Annotated in this window: 10 protein-coding genes; 8 read left to right on the top strand and 2 right to left on the bottom strand. The window is 69.3% G+C overall.

The genetic code is table 11. From position 1 onward, the window contains the following. The first annotated feature begins 53 nt into the window (after positions 1-53). The 4 genes from tssA to ABMY26_RS01280 all read left to right on the top strand — a co-directional run bounded on the left by tssA (position 54) and on the right by ABMY26_RS01280 (position 5010). A complete protein-coding gene (gene tssA / locus ABMY26_RS01295; protein ID WP_372394670.1) occupies positions 54-1211 on the top strand; it encodes a type VI secretion system protein TssA in 1158 nt (385 codons plus the stop codon). Beyond that, positions 1208-2728, top strand: a complete 1521-nt coding sequence (locus ABMY26_RS01290; RefSeq protein WP_372394669.1) for a transglycosylase SLT domain-containing protein — start codon at positions 1208-1210, stop codon at positions 2726-2728. Before tssA ends, ABMY26_RS01290 begins: the two co-directional genes overlap by 4 nt. After that, positions 2716-3177, top strand: coding sequence for a hypothetical protein (locus ABMY26_RS01285; RefSeq protein ID WP_372394668.1), 462 nt, complete (start codon positions 2716-2718; stop codon positions 3175-3177). The genes ABMY26_RS01290 and ABMY26_RS01285 overlap by 13 nt, the downstream gene beginning before the upstream one ends. 108 nt (positions 3178-3285) lie before the next feature. Beyond that, the gene (locus ABMY26_RS01280) at positions 3286-5010 is read left to right on the top strand and encodes a uracil-xanthine permease family protein (protein ID WP_372394667.1); all 1725 of its coding nucleotides are present in this window, start codon (positions 3286-3288) and stop codon (positions 5008-5010) included. 73 nt (positions 5011-5083) lie between these two features. Here ABMY26_RS01280 and ABMY26_RS01275 read toward each other — a convergent pair whose 3' ends face one another. Then, positions 5084-6190 carry a M14 family metallopeptidase gene (locus ABMY26_RS01275; RefSeq protein WP_372394666.1) on the bottom strand — a complete coding sequence of 369 codons (1107 nt, stop codon included), beginning with the start codon at positions 6188-6190 and terminating at the stop codon, positions 5084-5086. Between the two features lie 23 nt (positions 6191-6213). Continuing rightward, positions 6214-7038 carry a GNAT family N-acetyltransferase gene (locus tag ABMY26_RS01270; protein ID WP_372394665.1) on the bottom strand — a complete coding sequence of 275 codons (825 nt, stop codon included), beginning with the start codon at positions 7036-7038 and terminating at the stop codon, positions 6214-6216. A 291-nt stretch (positions 7039-7329) separates the two neighbouring features. On the opposite strand from ABMY26_RS01270, the gene ABMY26_RS01265 reads away from it, so the two are divergent. The 4 genes from ABMY26_RS01265 to ABMY26_RS01250 all read left to right on the top strand — a co-directional run bounded on the left by ABMY26_RS01265 (position 7330) and on the right by ABMY26_RS01250 (position 17917). Beyond that, the gene (locus ABMY26_RS01265; protein ID WP_372394664.1) at positions 7330-13287 is read left to right on the top strand and encodes a hypothetical protein; all 5958 of its coding nucleotides are present in this window, start codon (positions 7330-7332) and stop codon (positions 13285-13287) included. A gap of 198 nt (positions 13288-13485) precedes the next feature. Beyond that, positions 13486-14847 (top strand): TolC family protein, encoded by a 1362-nt coding sequence (locus ABMY26_RS01260; RefSeq protein ID WP_372394663.1) that lies wholly within the window; start codon positions 13486-13488, stop codon positions 14845-14847. Further along, entirely contained in the window at positions 14844-16526 is a 1683-nt protein-coding gene (locus ABMY26_RS01255) for an ATP-binding cassette domain-containing protein (RefSeq protein ID WP_372394662.1), read from the top strand. The genes ABMY26_RS01260 and ABMY26_RS01255 overlap by 4 nt, the downstream gene beginning before the upstream one ends. After that, entirely contained in the window at positions 16523-17917 is a 1395-nt protein-coding gene (locus tag ABMY26_RS01250; protein ID WP_372394661.1) for an HlyD family type I secretion periplasmic adaptor subunit, read from the top strand. The genes ABMY26_RS01255 and ABMY26_RS01250 overlap by 4 nt, the downstream gene beginning before the upstream one ends. The last annotated feature ends 43 nt before the right edge of the window (positions 17918-17960 follow it).

Raw genomic sequence — 17960 nt, 5'->3', positions numbered from 1 at the left:
CATCCCGGGCTGGCGGAATCGGCTCCGGGCAATGGTGGAAAGGGCTTTGACCAATGGACATGAAACCGGCCGCTTCCGAGCCGCGCATCCACCGGCCCCGCGTGGAGAAGCTTCCCTATGCGGCGCTGCTGGAACCGATCCCCGGCGGCAATCCCTGCGGCGAGAGCCTGCGCTACGACGACGCCTATGACAGGCTGCGCGAATACCAGCGCGAAGAGGATGCCACCCTGCCGCAGGATGTCTGGCAGCGGGAGCTGAAGCGCGCGCAATGGCCAGACGTCTACCGGCTGTCGGTGGAGGTGCTGCAGTCCCGGACCAAGGATCTGCAGATCGCCGCCTGGCTGACGGAGGCGCTGTTCCACCTGCACGGCATTCCCGGACTGATCGACGGCATCAACCTGCTCAACGACCTGTGCGCCCGCTACTGGACCGGCATCCATCCGCAGGACGAGGACGGCGATCCGGAATGGCGGGCCGCCCCCTTCGCCGCGCTGGACCGCCGTCTTGTCGTGCTGCTGCGGCAGGTGCCGATCACCGACCCGTCGACCGCCGATGCCTCCACCTGTTCCTACGAGCAGTATGAGGAGGCCATCCAGATGGACGGCCTGGCGCGGCGCGACAGCAAGCAGTACGACCGGCTGGCCGCCGAAGGGAAGATGACGCGCCAGCGGCTGCTGGCCAGCGCGTCGATGACCAGCCCGGCCTTCTTCGCCGACACCGCCCGCGATCTGGTCGTGCTGATGAACGACGCCGTGACGCTGGAACTGCAGCTCGATTCGCTGATGGGCCGCGACGCGCCGTCGATGGGCGGGCTGCGCGGGCTGCTTGAACAGATCATTCGGGTGATCAGGGAGATCGGCGGGATGGAAAACGGAACGACCGAAGATGCGGAAACCGGTACGGCGGGAGCCGGCGACGGCCAGTTCCAGGGCGCGGCGGCGGCCCTGCCCGGAGGCAGCATCTCCGAATTTCCCAACCGCCCGCCCGGCCCCATCGTCAGCCGCGACGACGCCTATCGCCGCTTGAACGAAGCGGCGGAATATCTGCTGCGCACCGAACCGCACAGCCCGGTCGGCTATCTGGTCAAGCGCGCCATCTCCTGGGGCCGGATGGACCTGTCCGAGCTGCTCCAGGAATTCATCGGCAGCGACCAGGATCTGTTCAAGACCTACGGGCTGCTCGGCATCCGCGAGTGGACCGGCCGGAAGTGACGGACGCGACGGGCATGGGCCGCGGGCGGAAGCTTGCGCTTTTCGGCATCGCGCTGGCGGCGGGCATCGCCGCCGGCGGGGCTTGCGCACAGACGGCGGACAGGGCGCCGGCCGCCGGCAAGCCGGCGGCAACCCATCCCGTGACACGGCCCGCAGTGGCACGCCCGGCGGTGACGCGCCCTGCAGCGAAACGGCCGGCAGCGACACGGCCGGCGGTCGCAAAGCACGCACCCGCCCAAAAGGCCGGGCCGGCCAAAACCGCCAAGCCGGCAGCCGCGGCGAAGCCTCGCAAGCCCGCCCCTCCCACCAGCCCGGTATGGCTTTGCCGGGCGGCGAGCAACGGGAATACCCTGGCGGCCTTCCAGCTGGGGCGGCTGTATCTGACGGGGGCCGGCGTGCCGCTGTCTCCGGAACTGGGGGCGGCCTGGCTGCGGGTGGCACGGGAGCGCGGCAATGCCGATGCCGCCCAGCTGCTCGACAGCATCGGTCCGACGACACCGGTGCGGCCGGCCTGCGGCAAGGATGCCGTCGCCATCCCGCTTCCCGTTCCGCCTGCCCCGGCAGCGCCGTCCCCCCCGCAGCCGGCAGCGTCGTCCGCCGGGCAGCCGCCCGCCCCTTCGGCCATATCGCCGGCCGCGCCGCCGGCTCCGGCGCCGAAGGAGGCACCGCCACCGGCCGATCCGGGGCTGATGGGTGCCGGGGCGCACTGGTCCGCCCTGGGCACTTTTCCCGGCATGACGGGGAACGGCCTTCCACGCGGCATGGCCCTTGGCATGCCGGCGGCGATGCCGGCCCGGTTCGGCAGCCCCATGGTCCGGCAGCGCCCCCCCGGCGCCGCGGGCATGGGGCGCCCCGGGTTGGGCACGGATGCGCCGGCAGCCGTGCGCGAGATCGTGAACCGCCATGCGGTCGAGCTGAGCCTCGATCCCGACCTCGTCCTGGCGATGATCTCGGTCGAATCGCGCTTCCGCCCCGACGCCGTATCGCCGAAGAACGCAGCCGGACTGATGCAGCTGATCCCGGCCACCGCCCAACGCTTCGGCGTCGTCGATGTGTTCGATCCCGAGGACAACATCCGGGGCGGCATGCGCTATCTGCGCTGGCTGCTCGACAATTTCCAGGGTGACGTCACCAAGGCGGTCGCCGCCTACAATGCCGGCGAAGGTGCGGTGGAACAGCATGGCGGCGTGCCGCCCTACCAGGAGACGCGGGACTATGTCCGGCGGATCCGCGCCGCCTATCCGCAGGATTGGCTGCCCTTCAACACCCCCTACGACAGCAGCCCGCCCGCGGGCAGCCGTCCGGCGGCGAGCCGCGCACCTCAGGCCTGGGCTCCTCAGGCCGCGCCCACTCAGGCTTGGCCCACTCAGGCTTGGACGTCGCCGGCATGGACGGCGCAGTGGGCCATGCAGGGTCGCGCGGCGGGAGGCCTTGCGAGCGGATCCGCATATGGCGGGACCGGGTTCGCGACAGCCGCGCGCCCGGTGTCGGATACGCTGTCCCCGTGGCTGCCATGACCGCCGAACCGCACATGCTGTCGCGGCCGCTGCACGGCCTGTCGCGGCTGGCCGGGGCGATGTCCGGGATGGCCGCCGGGCCGCTCGCCCTGCCGCTCGCCCGCTTTTCCCGACGCTGCTCGATCATGGCCGATGCGATGACCTCCTCCGACCCGCCCCGCGGCTCCCGTCCCCAGGAAGCCGAACACCCATCGATCCGGGACACCCTCCATGCGGCGGGGACCGGAGCGGTCTGGATCTGGCGCGTGACGACGGCGCCGATCCGGCTGGTGGTGTGGCTGGCCGAGGCCATCGTCACGCTGTCGATGGCCGCCATCCTGATCGGCATCGCCGCCTGGATGGCCGGACTGGTCCCGGACGAACTTCTGCTGCGGCTGGCCCATCCGCTGACGGAGAAGCTGGCCGGCCTGCTGTCCCATGCCCTGTCGGAACCCCCTCGATCCCCCTGATCCCCTCGCCCCTTTTTGCCCCCTTTGCCCCCTTGCCCGCCGATCCCCTGCCCCGCATGCCGCCCCGACCCGGCGTCGCCCGATGATACCCTCCGATTGCGAGCCCACATGACGAAGCGCCCGTCCGAACTGACCTATTGGGTGAGCGAGAACCCGCCGCCCATTCCCCTGCTGCTGCTGTCCCTTCAGCATTTCGCTCTGGTCGCGATCTTCCTGGTGGTGTCGGTGACGGTGGCGAAGCTCGCCAACCTGGATGCCGAGACCGGCAGCGAGCTGATCTGCCTGACGATGATCGCCGGCGGCATCTCCACCATCCTGCAATGCCTGGGACGCGGCGGCATCGGGTCGGGATTCATGGTGCCGGCGACGACCACGACGATCATGCTGCCGCCGGCCGCCCTGGCGCTGGCAAAGGGCGGGCTGCCGCTTCTGTTCGGCATGAGCCTGATGAGCGGGGTTCTGGTGGTGGTGCTGTCGCGCTTCATCCATCGGCTGCGCCCGCTGTTTCCGACGGAGATCGCCGGTTTCGTCGTCTTCATGGTCGGCATGACGGTGATGATCCTGGCGCTGCGCCAGCTGCTGGGCATGGGCGGAGCGGATGGCGCCTATGCCCACTACGCCGCGCTCGGCCTTCCGATCCTGGCGCTGATCGTCGGGTTGAACATCTGGGGCACCAAGAAGCTCCAGCTCTATTGCTCGCTGATCGGCGTGACCGCGGGCTATGTGCTGGGCATCGTCGACGGCTGGCTGACGCCGGAGAACATGCACCAGATGTCGGCGGCACCGATGTTCGCCCTGCCGCAGCCGGGGCGCTTCGGGCTCGCTTTCGACTTCGACCTGATCCTGCCCTTCGTCATCACCTCGCTCGCCATCACGCTGAGTTCGGTGGGTGCCGTGACCGCCGCCCAGAAGGCCAACGACGCCGAATGGAAGCGCCCGGACATGGCGAACATCGGTCGCGGCATCCTGGCCGACGGGCTGTCCAACATCGCCGCCGCCCTGATCGGCGGCGTCGGGCAGGCGGCGACGTCCAGCGCGGTCGGCCTGTCGGTCGCGACCGGCGCCACCAGCAGGGCCATCGGCTTCGGCATCGGCGGGCTGCTGATCGTGCTCGCCTTCTCGCCGAAGGTCGCAACCGCCCTGCTGATCATGCCGCCGCCGGTCATCGGCGCGGCCCTGCTGTCCAGCGGCTGCTTCCTGGTGATGAACGGCATCCAGGTCATCAGTTCCCGCCTGCTCGATTCGCGCAAGATCTTCGGACTGGGCATCGCCATGTCCTTCGGCCTTGCCCGGTTGGTCGATCCGCATTTCTTCGAGACGCTGCCCGGCTGGCTCCAGCCTTGGGTCGGGTCGGCGCTGACGGTCGCGGTGGCGCTGGTGCTGATCCTGAACGCGGTCCTGCGCATCGGCACCGGCGCGCGCAGCCATCTGAAACTGGACCTCGCCACCCTGTCGGCGGAGAAGCTTGCCGACATCGTCGAGGAGCAGGGCAAGCTGTGGGCCGTGGAATTGCAGACCGCCCACCGCGTCCGCTTCGCCTTGCAGGAGAGTTTCGACCTTCTGGTCGGCAACGGGATGGTGATGGAGGAGGCCGGGGGCGCCTGTCCGGTGGAGTTGCGGACACGCTTCGACGAGTTCACCTTCTCGGTGACGATCGTCTATCGCGGGCTGCCGCTGACCGTCGAAACCAAGCGCCCGACGCCGGAGGAAATCCTGGACTCGGACGACGGCGCCCAGCGCCTGGCATCCTTTCTGATCGGGCGCGTTGCCAACGCCGTCCGCTGCACTGTCCGCGACGGCCGGTGCGAAGCGCAGCTCATCTTCAACGTGTGATATCCGGGTCAGACGGCAGAACTTCCCGGCCCTGGCATCGGCGCCTCCGACGAACCCGGCCCAATTCAGGATCTCAATTGGACCGGGTGAGTCCTGCCAGGGCTCGCCGAATGACAGGCGTCGATTGACCGAGGACCATGCCCTTCCAAACAGCGGAATGGTCGTAGAAGGCGGCCAGCAGTTTGCTGCGGATCCGTTGTCCCTGTGTCGAGGCGGGCGCTCCGTGCCGGTGCAGCCACGCATCCGCGCGCAAGGCGTCGAACGTGTCTTCAAGGGCGCGGACACCAAACTCGAGCGTGATCGCCGTCACCTCCGCGTGAGGCAGCAGGCGAGGGATGCCGATCATGCCGTCACCCGACAGGTCGGCCGAAACGGAGCCGCCGTCCACGCTGGATGTGACGCCTGTGCCGAACCAGCGGGCCGCCCGTGCGAAGGCGGCGGTGTCGCGGCGTTCGCTGACGATCTCCTCGGCGATACCCCACGCCCCCAGCCCGGTGTGGTAGTCGATGACCGCCACCCGGCGGGCAGTGGACAGGCGGCCGGTCAGAATGCCGGAGAGCGTCCGTCGGGCCCAGGTAGGCTTCCGGCCGCCATAGAACAATCCCCTGGGATCGGTGTATTGCCCGCTGGAAACGACGGCCTGGAACCTGGAAAGCCCGTGTGCGCCAATGTACGCGCCGAACATCCCGGCGCTGGCCGCCCGCGATTTCGCGGTCCATTCCCTGGGCGTCAGCGCTTCGCGCAGCATCTCGTAGTCCGGGTTCTCCGGAAGACGAGCATCGAAATCCACCCAGTTGCGGTTGAGGTCGACGTTCTCTTCGGTCACGCGGCGGGTCCAGGCAAAGCCATAGGGGTTGGCCGCATGGATGAGCAGTGCTGCCGTGCCCTCCGGCATCCTCGCGGCTTCGCCGCTTTGCAGCCAGTCGATTTGTGCGCCGGAGCCGCAATACCCCTCCACGCCGTGGACTCCGGAAATCAGGGTCAGCACGCGCTCGGCGTCACGCGGTCCGATCCAGGCGACATCGACAGACAAGGCCTCGCCGTCCGGCCCCGACACCGGACTGACGAAGCTCTCGACATCGGCTTCGACCGCTTCCGCAGCCGCTCGGAACTTGGCTCGCGCTTCCGAATAGGTGGTGCTGAAACTACGGACATTGTCGATGTTTCGCCTTCCGCGCATCGGCCCACCCTTGGACGGGGGCATCAGTGGGCGCGGTTCAGGAAATGCCTGGCGTACTTGCCCGACAATTCATCCATCGGGACGATGAGGCAGACATCGGTGGTGTTGAACGCCTGGTCGATGACGGCACCATCGCCGATATAGCCACCAACCCGCAAATATCCTTTGAGCAGTGGCGGAAGCCCCGCCGCGGCCGTGCGGGCGCCCAGCTGCATCACCACCGTCTCTCCCGACGCGGCGGACGTCGGCAAGCGGTCCAGCGCAACGCGGCGGCCTGGCAGGGCCCTGGCCCGGAGAGCCGGCGGCGCAAGGTGATGGCGGTGCAGATAGGCCAGCGTGGGAGCAAGCGCGTCGATGTCCGTGCCGGGCAGGCTGGCGCACCCGAACATCAGCGAGATGTCGTGCCGCAGGATGTAGGTGGCGATGCCCTGCCACAGCAACTGCATGGTCGCCCCGCTGCGGTAAGCCGGATCGACGCAGGACCGCCCAAGTTCCAGCAGTTCGCCGGGATGATCGAGCAGGGGAGCGAGGTCGAACTCGGTGGCGGAATAGAAGCCGCCATGTCGTTCCGCCACCGAGCGGCGCAGAAGACGGTAGGTGCCGACGACCGCGCCCCCCGTCCCATGGTCGATGATGATGAGATGGTCGCAGACCGCGTCGAAGGCGTCCACATCACGACCAGGAGTACCGCCCGCAAGCGTTGCTCCGAGTTCATCGTGGAAAACGCGGTGGCGCAGGGCCTGCGCGGCATCGACTTCGCGAGCGCCCGCGGCCAGCCGCACCTCGAAGCGCGCCACGGCAGGGAAAGCCGTCGGGGCTGGAGCGGCGTTCAGAGTCCGCAAGGCCATGTGCCATCCTCCCGTTAGTTCTCCCTTGGTGATGCCCGAACTGCGCGACTCTATGATGAAGCGGCGGCGACGGTCGTGTTACACGCAACCGTGAAGACACCGTCCGGAGTGGGAAACGCGATTTGAATATCGCGTTTTGCCGACCGGAAAGACCTATTCCAAGTATGGATTTATCGTGGAGGCGCCAAGGCACCATACCCACATATTCAGCGGCGTTCAGATTTTCTTCAGAGAATCGCGGTGCTATCACCTGTTTGCACTGGCAGCTTCTGCACCCACGAAAGGGCCGTGATGACAGAGCCTCTGAAGGCCGACACCATGTCCGCACCGCTCCTGACCATCCCTGAGGCGCTCGCCTCGGAAGCGGCGGGGACGCTGCTGGGCGGGAATGCGGGAGCGCTTCTGTCGGTGCAGGAGAAGATTGCGGCAGCCTTGAGCAGCCAAGGCTTGCCTGGAAACGCCGCCGGTACGCTGGCGGAAGGCTGGATGCACGATTTCGCCAATGGGCTCGGCGCGCATGCCACGCCCGATGCTGCCATCCTCCAAGCGAACCGGATCGCCGCGGGTGCCGCAGCGCGCATGGCCCAGGCCACGCAGGACGCGGCATCCCTGACCGGCGAGCAGCGGGTGGCGGCAGCATTGGCGCAAGGCCAGGGAATGAACGCGCAGTCACTGTCCGCCCCGGGCGCGGCAGCCGACCTGTCCGCCGCCCTGTTCAACGGCGTGATGGACCCGCTGGCCCGACCGGCGGGGGCGGCGGACCCGATTGCCGCCCTGTCGCAGGCCCTGAACGCGCCGACGGCCCAGACGCCTCCTCCAGCCGCCCCCCTCTCTCCGGTCGACCAACTGACCACCGCACTCGCCTCCGGCACCGGGGTCCAGGACGCCGTCAAGGCATTGGGGAGCAATCAGAACAGCCACTTCGCCGATACGCTCGAACGGGCGCTGTCCAGCGGCGCGGAGGCCAACGCAGCGGTGACCGCAGCCCGGGAACTGAGCGCCAGCAGCGAGGCCCTCGCCCACTCCGCCTCGGTTGCGCAATCCGAAGGCGACCATATGCTCGCCACGCTGGCGACCGGCGGCGCGGAGGCCCGCAATTCGATGGGCGGCCCTGCCTTCGCGAGCGTCCTGAACGATGCGCTGGCCCGCGGCGGAGCGCCCGATGCAGCGCTCGGCGCGTCGGTCAGGGCGCAATCGGACATGACGGCCAGCCAGAATGCCGCCGTCGTGCCGCCGAAACCGACCGACGCGCTGGTGGCGTCGCTTGCATCCGGCCGCGACGTGGCCGAGACCGTCAAATCCTTCGCCATGGCCGCCGGCATCGACGCGAACGCATCCGGCGGTTTCGGACAGGCGTTGGGAAGCGCACTATCGGCTGGCCATGAGCCGGCCGGGGCATTGGGCGCGGCAAGGCAGGATGTCGCCACGGTGTCCGCCCTGTCGGCCGAGACGATGAAAGGCGTGAAGGCCGATCCGCTCGTCACGGCGCTCGCCAGCGGGCAGAATGTCCAGCAAGCCGTCCAGGCCCTCGGTGGAAGCGGCGCCACGTTCAGCGCGGCACTGGGACAGGCTTTGGCGGAGGGACGGCCGGCCGGGCAGGCCTTGGCTGCGGCCCGTCTGGCCACCGAAACCGTCCAGCAGAACGCCGGTGCCAGCGAAGTCCCGGTGTCTCCGCAGGACAAGGCGATGGCCGACCTCGCCAACCCGGACAAGGCCGCCGCCAAGGAACCCGGCGATGGCAAGAAGGCCGCCGGGGACTCCCCGCAGCAGAGCGAAAGCACGGACGGCAAGGCCGCCGAACAGGTGGCGGACGCCCAGGCGAAGGACGGCAAGGAAGACGGGGGACCGGAAAAGGACGCAAAGGAGGACGGCAAGGCCGACGACAAAAGCGAAGCCAAGGGCGATGCCAAGGAGAGCGCAGGCGACAAGCAAGCGGCCGAAGCGTCCGCCGACGGGACGTCCCCGGCTCCGGACCCCTCCTCTCCTCCGGCGGCAAAGCAGGCGGCGATGAGCGAGGCTGCGCTCAAGGCCATCAGCTTCGAGCAGGCCGGCACGGCGGCCAAGGAAACCGCGGGCGACACGTCCGCCCACGCCATCACATCCTCGGACGCACGGCCGGCGGTTTCCACACCGTTGGCGACCAAGGCGCTGAACACCACCGACGCCTTCGCCGTTGCCGCGCAAAGCCAGCAGCGGACGGTCCAGGCGGCGGTTCGTGCCCTCGAAAACGCGGCATCCGACACCGGAAGCACCGGTTCGCCAAGCAACACGCCGACGCTTCCCTCCACCCCCGGCCTTCCGGCCGAACATCATGCCGTGGCGCCGACCCTGTCGTCGTCCTTCGACGCGGCGGCCCTGGCGAAGGCGCTGGCAGTTGCCGAGGGAACGACCGCTCCCGCCGGATTCACCGTCTTCCACCTGATCGAATCGATGTTCCGCCCAGGCGAGACGGGCGGCAGCGTGGTCGGCGTCGCCGTCGTGGCCAACAATGGCTCTGCGCTCGGCATCTGGCAGTACAGCGTCGACGGCAACAGCTGGCTGGCCGTGGGACCGGTGGCCGAAACGGCGGCGCTCGTGCTGCCGGGCAATGCCCTCCTCCGCTTCCTGCCCGCGGCAGGCGCCTCCGGGCAGGCTCCCGCCCTGGACCTTCGGGCGGTGGGAGATGAATGGGCCGGCGGCTTCAGCAGCGCCGGGCACCGCTTGTTTGCGATTGCCGGCACGGGAGGAACGACTCCCCTATCGTCGGAGCTCGCGCAGCTTTCCGTGGAGATCACCCCCGTCAACGGCGCCCCGGTGGCGACGGGCGTACATGCGGTCCTGGATGCCGTGGCGGAGGACAACGCCAACCCGGCCGGCGCCAGCATTCTCTCGCTGTTCGGCAAGCTGTTTTCCGATCCAAGCGACGCGGTCTTCGGCCACGCCGGCGACGGCTTCGCCGGCGTGGCCGTGGTCGCCAATCCCGGCAACGCCGCCCAGGGAGAGTGGCAATACTGGAATGGCGACGGCTGGGTCGCGGTCGGCGCGGCGTCGGACGGCAACGCACTGCTGCTTTCCGCCGACACCATGCTGCGCTTCCTTCCCGTCGCCAACTGGAACGGACAGCCCCCCGGCCTGATGGTGCGACTGGCCGACGATTCCCAAGGTGCCATCGTCAGCGGCGGCCGTGTCGACCTGAAGAGCCTCGGCGTCGGCGGAACGACGCCCTACAGCGTGTCCGCCGTCCTGCTCGACAGCAATGTGACCGCCGTCAACGACGCTCCGGTCGCCACCGGTACGACGGCAACCCTGCCGAACCTGTCGGAAGACACCGCCGATCCCACCGGGGCGACCATCTCCACCCTGTTCGGCGGCCTGTTCTCCGACCCGACGGACGCGGTGGCCGGCGGATCGGCGGCGAACGCCTTCGCCGGAGTGCTGGTGATCGGCAACGCCGCCACGGCGGCCCAGGGATCGTGGCAGTACTGGACCGGAACCGCCTGGACCCACGTCGGCGCGGCGAGCGACGGCAACGGGCTGCTGCTGGCGGCCGGCACCGCTTTGCGCTTCCTGCCCGCCGCCGACTGGAACGGCACGACGCCGGCCCTGACCGTCAGGCTGGTGGACGATTCGCTGGGTGCCTTCGCCAGCGGCGAGCGTGTCGCCGTGACCGCCGGCGGTGGGACCAGCCGCTTCAGTGCCGGCACCATCGCGCTGGCCGGCACCGTCGAGGCCGTCAACGACGCGCCGGTCGCCACAGCCACGACCGCAACCCTGCCGGACGTCGCGGAAGACGCCACGGATCCGGCCGGAGCGACCGTCACCAGCCTGTTCGCCGGCCTCTTCTCCGATGCGGCCGACGCCGTGGCGGGAGGATCGGCAGCCAACGGGTTCGCCGGCATCGCCATCGTCGGCAATGCGGCGACCGCCGCGCAGGGCGTCTGGCAGTATTGGACCGGCACCGGCTGGACGGCCGTCGGAGCCGTGTCGGACGGATCGGCCCTCTTGCTGGCCGCAGCCGCCAAGCTGCGCTTCGTGCCGGCGGCCGACTGGAACGGCACCGCCCCGGCGCTGACCGTCCGGCTGGCGGAAGAGGGCGGCACCCCCGTCGTCACCGGCGGCAGGGTCGACCTGACGGACGGTGTGGGCGGCAACGGCGTCTACAGCGCGGAAACCGTCGAACTGACCGGAAGCGTCACGCCGGTCAACGATGCGCCGCAGGTCGTCGCCGGCACGTCATCGCTGACGACGGTGAAGGGCGTGGCCGTTGCGGTCACCGGCCTGTCGGTTTCCGACATAGACGCCGGCTCGACACCGATGGTGGTCACGCTGTCCGCCGGACATGGGACGCTCACATTGGCCGATGGCGGAACGGACGCCGTCATCACCGGCAACGGGACGGACACCGTCATCATCCGGGCGACGCTCGCCACCATCAACAGCCTGCTCGGCGCCACCAACGGGCTCCTCTACACCGCGGCCTCCTACACGGGCGCCGACACCATCCATGTCCTGGTCGACGACCAGGGCGGCGGCGGAGCGGGCGGACCGCTGACGGCCGGCACCTCGGTCGCCGTCACCGTGGCGCCGCCGAACGCTTCGCCGGTCCTGGCCGACACAGATCTTTCGATCTCCATCGCCGCGGAAGCCCTTGCGGCTCCCGGCGCCGGAACCGCCGGCATCGCCGTGGCGGCGCTGGTCGGCCTGAACGGGACCGGTCCGGCGAACGTCACCGACAGCGATGCCGACGCGCTGACCGGCATTGCGCTGGTCGGCGCCAACGAGACCTACGGCCACTGGTGGTTCTCGACCGACGGCGGCACGACCTGGAGCCTGGTCGGCACGGTCGACGACAGCGACTCCGCCCTGCTGCTGCGCTCGACAGACCGGTTGTATTTCCAGCCCAATGCAGCGGTGCCCGGCACCGTCCACAACGCCCTGACCATCCATGCCTGGGACCAGACCAGCGGAACCGCGGGCAGCAAGGTCTCGTTGGAAACCGGCGCCGGCAGCGCCTTCTCCGCTGCGGCCGACAGCGTCACGCTGCATCCAGGCGTGCTGATCCCCAACGGCTCCTTCGACAATGGCCTCAGCGGCTGGACCTACACCGGCGGGACGACCGTCGGGACGACCGGCGACGGACATGAAGGCACGATCACATCCGCGGCCGGCCAGACGCCGGTCCAGCTCGAGGACTTCCTCGGCCTGACCCACGGTGCCATCGCCACGGCGACCGGCACGGTGCCGTCTCTCGGCCATGCGATGAAGCTCGCCAGCACCGTGACGGTGACGCAGGACACGACGCTGACCTTCGACTGGTCCTTCAGCTTCACCGACAATGCCACCTACCACGACTTCGCCTTCGTCAGCGTCAATGGCACGGTGACGCTGCTGGCGAAGGATGCGAGCGCCAGCGGCAGCTTCAGCGTGGTGGTTGCGGCCAACAGCACCCTGTCGCTCGGCTTCGGCACATCCGATACCGGCGACAACAGCGTCAACCCGATCCTGCGGGTCGACAACATCAGGCTGACCAGCGTCGCCAGCGATCCCATCGTGCTGGATATGGCCGGCGACGGACTGGCCCTGCGCGCCCTGTCCGACGGCGTGCGTTTCGACGTGACCGGTGACGGGGTGGCCGACCAAACCGGCTGGATCGGGCCGGGCAACGCGTTGCTCGTTCACGACGGGAACCGGAACGGCCAGATCGACGGCGCGCGGGAGCTTGTGTCGGAACAGTTCGGCAGCGGCTTCAACAGCAGCCTGGAGGCGCTCGCCTCCCTCGACCGCAATCATGACGGGCGCCTGGATGCGACCGACGAAACCTTCGCCACGCTGAAGGTCTGGCAGGATTACAACGGGGACGGGGTGAGCCAGCTCGACGAACTGCGGGGGCTTTCCGAAGCAGGCATCCAGTCCATCGCCACCGGTTCGGCGCCGAGCGATTCCACCCTGGCCGGCAACCGGATCCTGGGCACCGCCAGCATGACGATGACCGACGGCAGCACCCACATGGCGGCCGGTGTCGCGTTCGACGTGAAGGCCGCCTCCGCCGCACAGGTTCTCGTCCAACCGCAGACGGCACCGGACGCTTCGGGAGGGACGAGCTTCACCGCACTTCTCGCCTCCGGTCTCGGCCTGCCCGTCGACAGCGGGGTTGTGCAAGAGCCTGCTTTCTCTTCATTGCTGAGCTGGAGCCCCGAGGCGCACACGTCTGATCAGCATCACCCGCAAAACAGCGATGCGCAAAACGGGCATCACATCACCGCATCCTAATGAATCTGACATATTTAGAGTATTTATTAGGAATTTGAACACTGTTTTGTCCTAATTCCCGATAAGGGTTGTCGGCTATGTTCGCCATCGTCGCAAGCCATTAAGCTTCCGCGGACGGCGATCCCCAGGACCTCCATGCACAAGTTTTTCCTCTTTGCTGCGGCTCTGCTTCCGCTTCTTGCCTGGGATGCGCAACCTGTGCTTGCGTCGTCACGCGAGGACGTGGTTTCCCTGATCGGCAAGGCGACGGACTCGCATGACAGGTTGAAGGCGGCGGAAGCGGTGGCCGAGTCCGCCCGCAACGCGTTGCGCATCAGCCATGGCGGCTGGTATCCGACACTCAGCCTGTCGGCGAACGGCGGACGGGAATCGACCAGAAAGCCGGCGGGCTTGCCCAACACCGACCTGAACGCCAGCCAGCTGACCGTGCGCGCGACGCAGTTGATCTGGGATTTCGACGCCACCAATGCCGATATCCGGCGGTCGCAGGTTTCCGTCGTCCGCGCCGACATCGCGGTGGAACGCACCCGCCAGGAGCTGCTGGTGGAAGGGCTCGGCGCCTATGCCAGCCTCGTGCGCGCCCATCGGCTGCTCGCCTTCGCCCGCCAGTCGGAAGACAACATCCGCCGCCAGACGGGCCTTGAGGAAGTGCGCCTTCAGGAAGGCTACGGCTTCTCCACCGATGTCCTGCAGGCCAAGAGCCAGCTTGCCGGCGCGCAGGCCCGCCGGGTCGCGGCGGAAGAGGCGATGCAGACAACGCTGAACCGTTTCCAGGCCTATTTCGGCCATGTGCCCTTCCGGCTGGACGGCGCGGAGGTGCTGGCGATGACCAAGGCCGCCCTGCCCCCGTCGATGGATGCGGCGGTGGAGGAGGCGCGCCGCCACAACCCGCGCCTGCAGGAACTGGCGCTGACGACCGCGGCGGCGCAGGAGGCGGTGGCCTCGGTGCGCGGCCGCAGCCTCTATCCCCGGGTGGAGGGCTATGTCGAGCGCAACATGAAACGGGACGTCGCCGGCCAGCCCGGACGGCAGGACGAGCTGCTGTTCAAGCTGCAGGTCACCTTTTCCCTCAACACCGGCCTGACCGCGATCAACAGCGTCCGCCTCGCCGAGACCGACCTGCGCGCCGCCGACGCCACCTGGGCCGATCAGGAGCGCACGGTGCTGGAGACGGTCCGCAACAGCTGGAACCGGCTGGAAAGCGCCCGGTCGCAGGTGAGGCTGCTGAACGATCAGGCGAGCCTGGCCGCCGGCTTCCTCGACGTGGCGCGGGCGGAGCGCGAGCTGGGGTCCCGCTCCCTCATCGACATCCTGACCGGCGAGACGACGCTGATCAACGCCCGCAGCGACGCCGCCGCCGCCGAGACCGAACTGGTGCTTGCCGGATACCGGCTGCTGGCGGCCATGGGCAGGCTGAGCGCCGCCGACATCCAGACCAAGCCGATGCCGAAGCTGTCGGCGATGGGGCGCGGCATGTTCGACGGGCCGGGCAAGCAGGAACCCGCCCCCCCGAACCCGCGCGACGGCAAGCGCAGGCGCGGAACGGGAGACCAGCAATGACCGGCGGCGCCATCGGACTGCTGCTCCTGCGGCTGCGCTCCAACCTGCGGCTGACGGCCCGCGTCTTCGCGGCGTCGCTGGCGGCGAACCTGCTGGGCCTCGCCTCGTCCTTCTACACCATGCTGGTGCTGAACCGGTATGTGACGCACGGCGTCGATTCCACGCTCGCGGCGCTGACCGTCGGCGTCGTGCTGTCCATCGCCTTCGAGCATCTGTTCCGCCATGTCCGGCTGGGCATCGCCGGCCGAATCGGCCGTGCCGAGCACGAGCGGCTGTCCACCGGCGCCTTCGGCATCCTGATGACCGCGCGCAGCGGTGCCGGCTCTGCGGAAGGCGACGCCGCCCGGCGCGAGGCGGTGCGCGCGCCCGAGCAGATCGACGCCGCGCTGGGCTCCGCCAATCTGGCGACGCTGTTCGACCTGCCCTTCGCCCTGGGGTTCATCCTGGTGGTGGCGCTGGTGTCCTGGCCGCTGGCGGCGATCTGCATGGCGTTCACCTTGCTGTCGATCGCCGCCGGCCTGCTGGCCCAGGCCGACATGCGCTCGGTCGGCCGCGATCTGGCCCAGGCCGGCGCGGACGCCCAGGGCCTGGTCACGTCGGCCATGGTCGGCCGCGACGCGGTGGCGCTGTTCGGCGGTGCGAAGCCTCTGCTGGGCGACTGGCAGCGCGCGGCGAAGACGCTCCGGAGCTTGCGCGAACGCATGTCGATGCGCCAGGGCCGCGCCCAGTCGGCGGCGCAGAGCCTCCAGGCGCTGCAGGGCGTCGCCGTCATCGCCGTCGGGGCGGTGCTGGTGGTGCGCGGCGAGCTGGATGTCGGCTCGCTGATCGGCGTCAACCTGCTGGTCGGACGGGCGCTGGCGCCCTTCACCCGGCTGGCGCAGATCGGGGAATCGCTGGCGATGGCGCGGCAGGCGCAGACCCGGCTGGAACAGTTCGCCCGCACGGCGGTGGAGCCGCAGACCGGCACCAGCCTGCCCCGCTATGGCGGGACGCTGGAACTGCGCGACCTGACCTACACGCCGGCCGGCGCCGTCACGCCGCTGCTGCGCCGTCTGAGCCTGTCGGCTCCCGCCGGCAACATCCTGGTGCTGAAGGGACGGAACGGGTCCGGCAAGTCGACGCTGATCCGCCTGATCGCCGGGCTGGCCGACCCGCAGGAGGGGGCGGTGCTGGCCGACGGCGTCGACATCCGCAAATTCGCCCCGGCCTGGTGGCGCCAGCAGATCGGCTTCCTGCCGCAGGAGCCCATCTTCCTCAATCGGACCATCCGCGAGAACCTGCTGCTCGCCAATCCGCGCCTGTCGGAAACGGAACTGCATGCCGTGCTGCACCGGGCCGGCGCCGACCGCGCGGTGGCAGACTGCGCCCAGGGGCTCGACACGCCGCTGCGCAACTTCGGCCAGGAACTGCCGGTCGGACACCGCCGCCGGCTGGCGCTCGCCCGCGCGCTCGCGGTGGGTGGACGCCTGGTCCTGCTGGACGAGCCGACCGACGGTCTGGACGCCGAAGGCACCGCCGTCGTCTACCGCACGCTGATCGAACTGGCGCGCACGGGCCACACCGTGGTCATCGCCTCGCACGATCCGCGCATCCTCCAGGGCGCCTCGCTGGTGCTCGACCTCGATCAACCGCAGGGCACGGCGGTGAGCCGTGACGCGGGCGGGCTGGTGGCGTCATGAAGCCCTTCCCCATGCTGACCCGCAGGCCGTCCGCCGGCCCGACCCTTCCCCTGCCGCTGGGCGTTGCGGCGACCCCGGCGCCGGCGGCTCCCGTGCCCCCACCCCTGCCGCCGCAGCCCGGACAGGAGGCCGACAGCCGGTTCGGCGACGGTCTGTTCGCTGTCGGCATAGCCGCCTTCCTCGCGGCGCTGGGCTGGGCGTCCGTCGCGGAGCTGAACATCTCCAGCAGCGCGCCCGGCGACGTGGTTCCGCTCGCCTACAACCAATCCGTCCAGCATTTCGAAGGCGGCATCGTCCGCGACATCCTGGTGCAGGAGGGCGAGTCCGTGAAGGCCGGACAGGCGCTGGTCGAGCTGGACCAGACCAAGACCCGCGCCGACCTGGAGGAACTGCGGCTGCGCCTCGGCTCGCTGTCCGCCGACATCGCCCGGCTCGACGCGGAGGTGGCCCGCCGCGAGACCATCGACTTCCCCGACCGCCTGACCCGCGAACGGCCCGACCTGGTGGCGCAGACCCGCGACCTGTTCCGCGCCCGGCGCGACCGGCTGGCCTCCGACCTCGACATCCAGCGCCAGGACAACATCCAGCGCGAGCAGCAGATGGCCGCCGTCCGCGCCCGCATCGCCGGCTCGCAGGTGGCGCAGGGCCTGATCCGCGAACAGCTTTCGATCAGCGAAAGCCTGCTGAAGCGCGAGATCACCAACCGCATGAAGCATCTGGAGCTTCTGCGCGACGATGCCCGGATCACCAGCGCCATCGCCGAGGACCGCGCCACCCTGGCCCAGGCCGAGGCGGCGCTGGCGGAATCCCGCAGCAAGCTGGTGTGGATCGGCCGCAAGTACGAGGAGGAAAGCCGCAATGCGCTGGACGAGGCGCGGCGCAACCACGATGAGCTTTCCCAACGGCTGACCCGCTACCAGGACAGCCTGGACCGCTCCAGCCTGCGGGCTCCGATGGACGGGATCGTCAAGACGCTGGCCGTCTCCACCAAGGGCGCCGTCGTCAAGGCCGGCGAAACCGTGGTGGAACTGGTGCCGCGCGACGGCAATCTGGTGGTGGACGCCCGCCTGCCGGTGCAGGACATCGGCTATGTCCGCGCCGACCAGCCGGTGGTGGTGACGCTGGCCGGCAGCGACGCCTCGCGCTTCGGCCATATCGAGGGGCGGGTGCGGACGATCAGCCCCGACACGCTGCTCGATGCCAACAAGCAGTCCTACTACAAGGTCCGCGTCGAGCTGCCCGTGACCCGTTTCGATTACGGCGGCAAGACCTACGAGCTGTTCCCCGGCGTGCGGGTGACCTGCAGCATCCTGACCGGGCGGCGCACGATCCTCGACTACGTCTTCTCGCCGGTCCTCAACGGCCTCCAGCATGCGATGCAGGAGCGGTGAGAATGGTGGCGACGACAGGACTTCTCCCTCTCCCGAGGTTCAC

Source organism: Azospirillum sp. HJ39 (genome assembly GCF_041507355.1).
Lineage (GTDB): Bacteria > Pseudomonadota > Alphaproteobacteria > Azospirillales > Azospirillaceae > Azospirillum > Azospirillum thiophilum.
This window is presented reverse-complemented; position numbering and strand designations above follow the sequence as displayed.

Coding starts and splice junctions, on each gene's coding strand:
- ABMY26_RS01250 (WP_372394661.1), top strand. CDS start 16,523: ATGAAGCCCTTCCCCATGCTGACCCGCAGGCCGTCCGCCGGCCCGACC.
- ABMY26_RS01270 (WP_372394665.1), bottom strand. CDS start 7,038: ATGGCCTTGCGGACTCTGAACGCCGCTCCAGCCCCGACGGCTTTCCCT.
- ABMY26_RS01265 (WP_372394664.1), top strand. CDS start 7,330: ATGACAGAGCCTCTGAAGGCCGACACCATGTCCGCACCGCTCCTGACC.
- tssA (WP_372394670.1), top strand. CDS start 54: ATGGACATGAAACCGGCCGCTTCCGAGCCGCGCATCCACCGGCCCCGC.
- ABMY26_RS01255 (WP_372394662.1), top strand. CDS start 14,844: ATGACCGGCGGCGCCATCGGACTGCTGCTCCTGCGGCTGCGCTCCAAC.
- ABMY26_RS01280 (WP_372394667.1), top strand. CDS start 3,286: ATGACGAAGCGCCCGTCCGAACTGACCTATTGGGTGAGCGAGAACCCG.
- ABMY26_RS01275 (WP_372394666.1), bottom strand. CDS start 6,190: ATGCGCGGAAGGCGAAACATCGACAATGTCCGTAGTTTCAGCACCACC.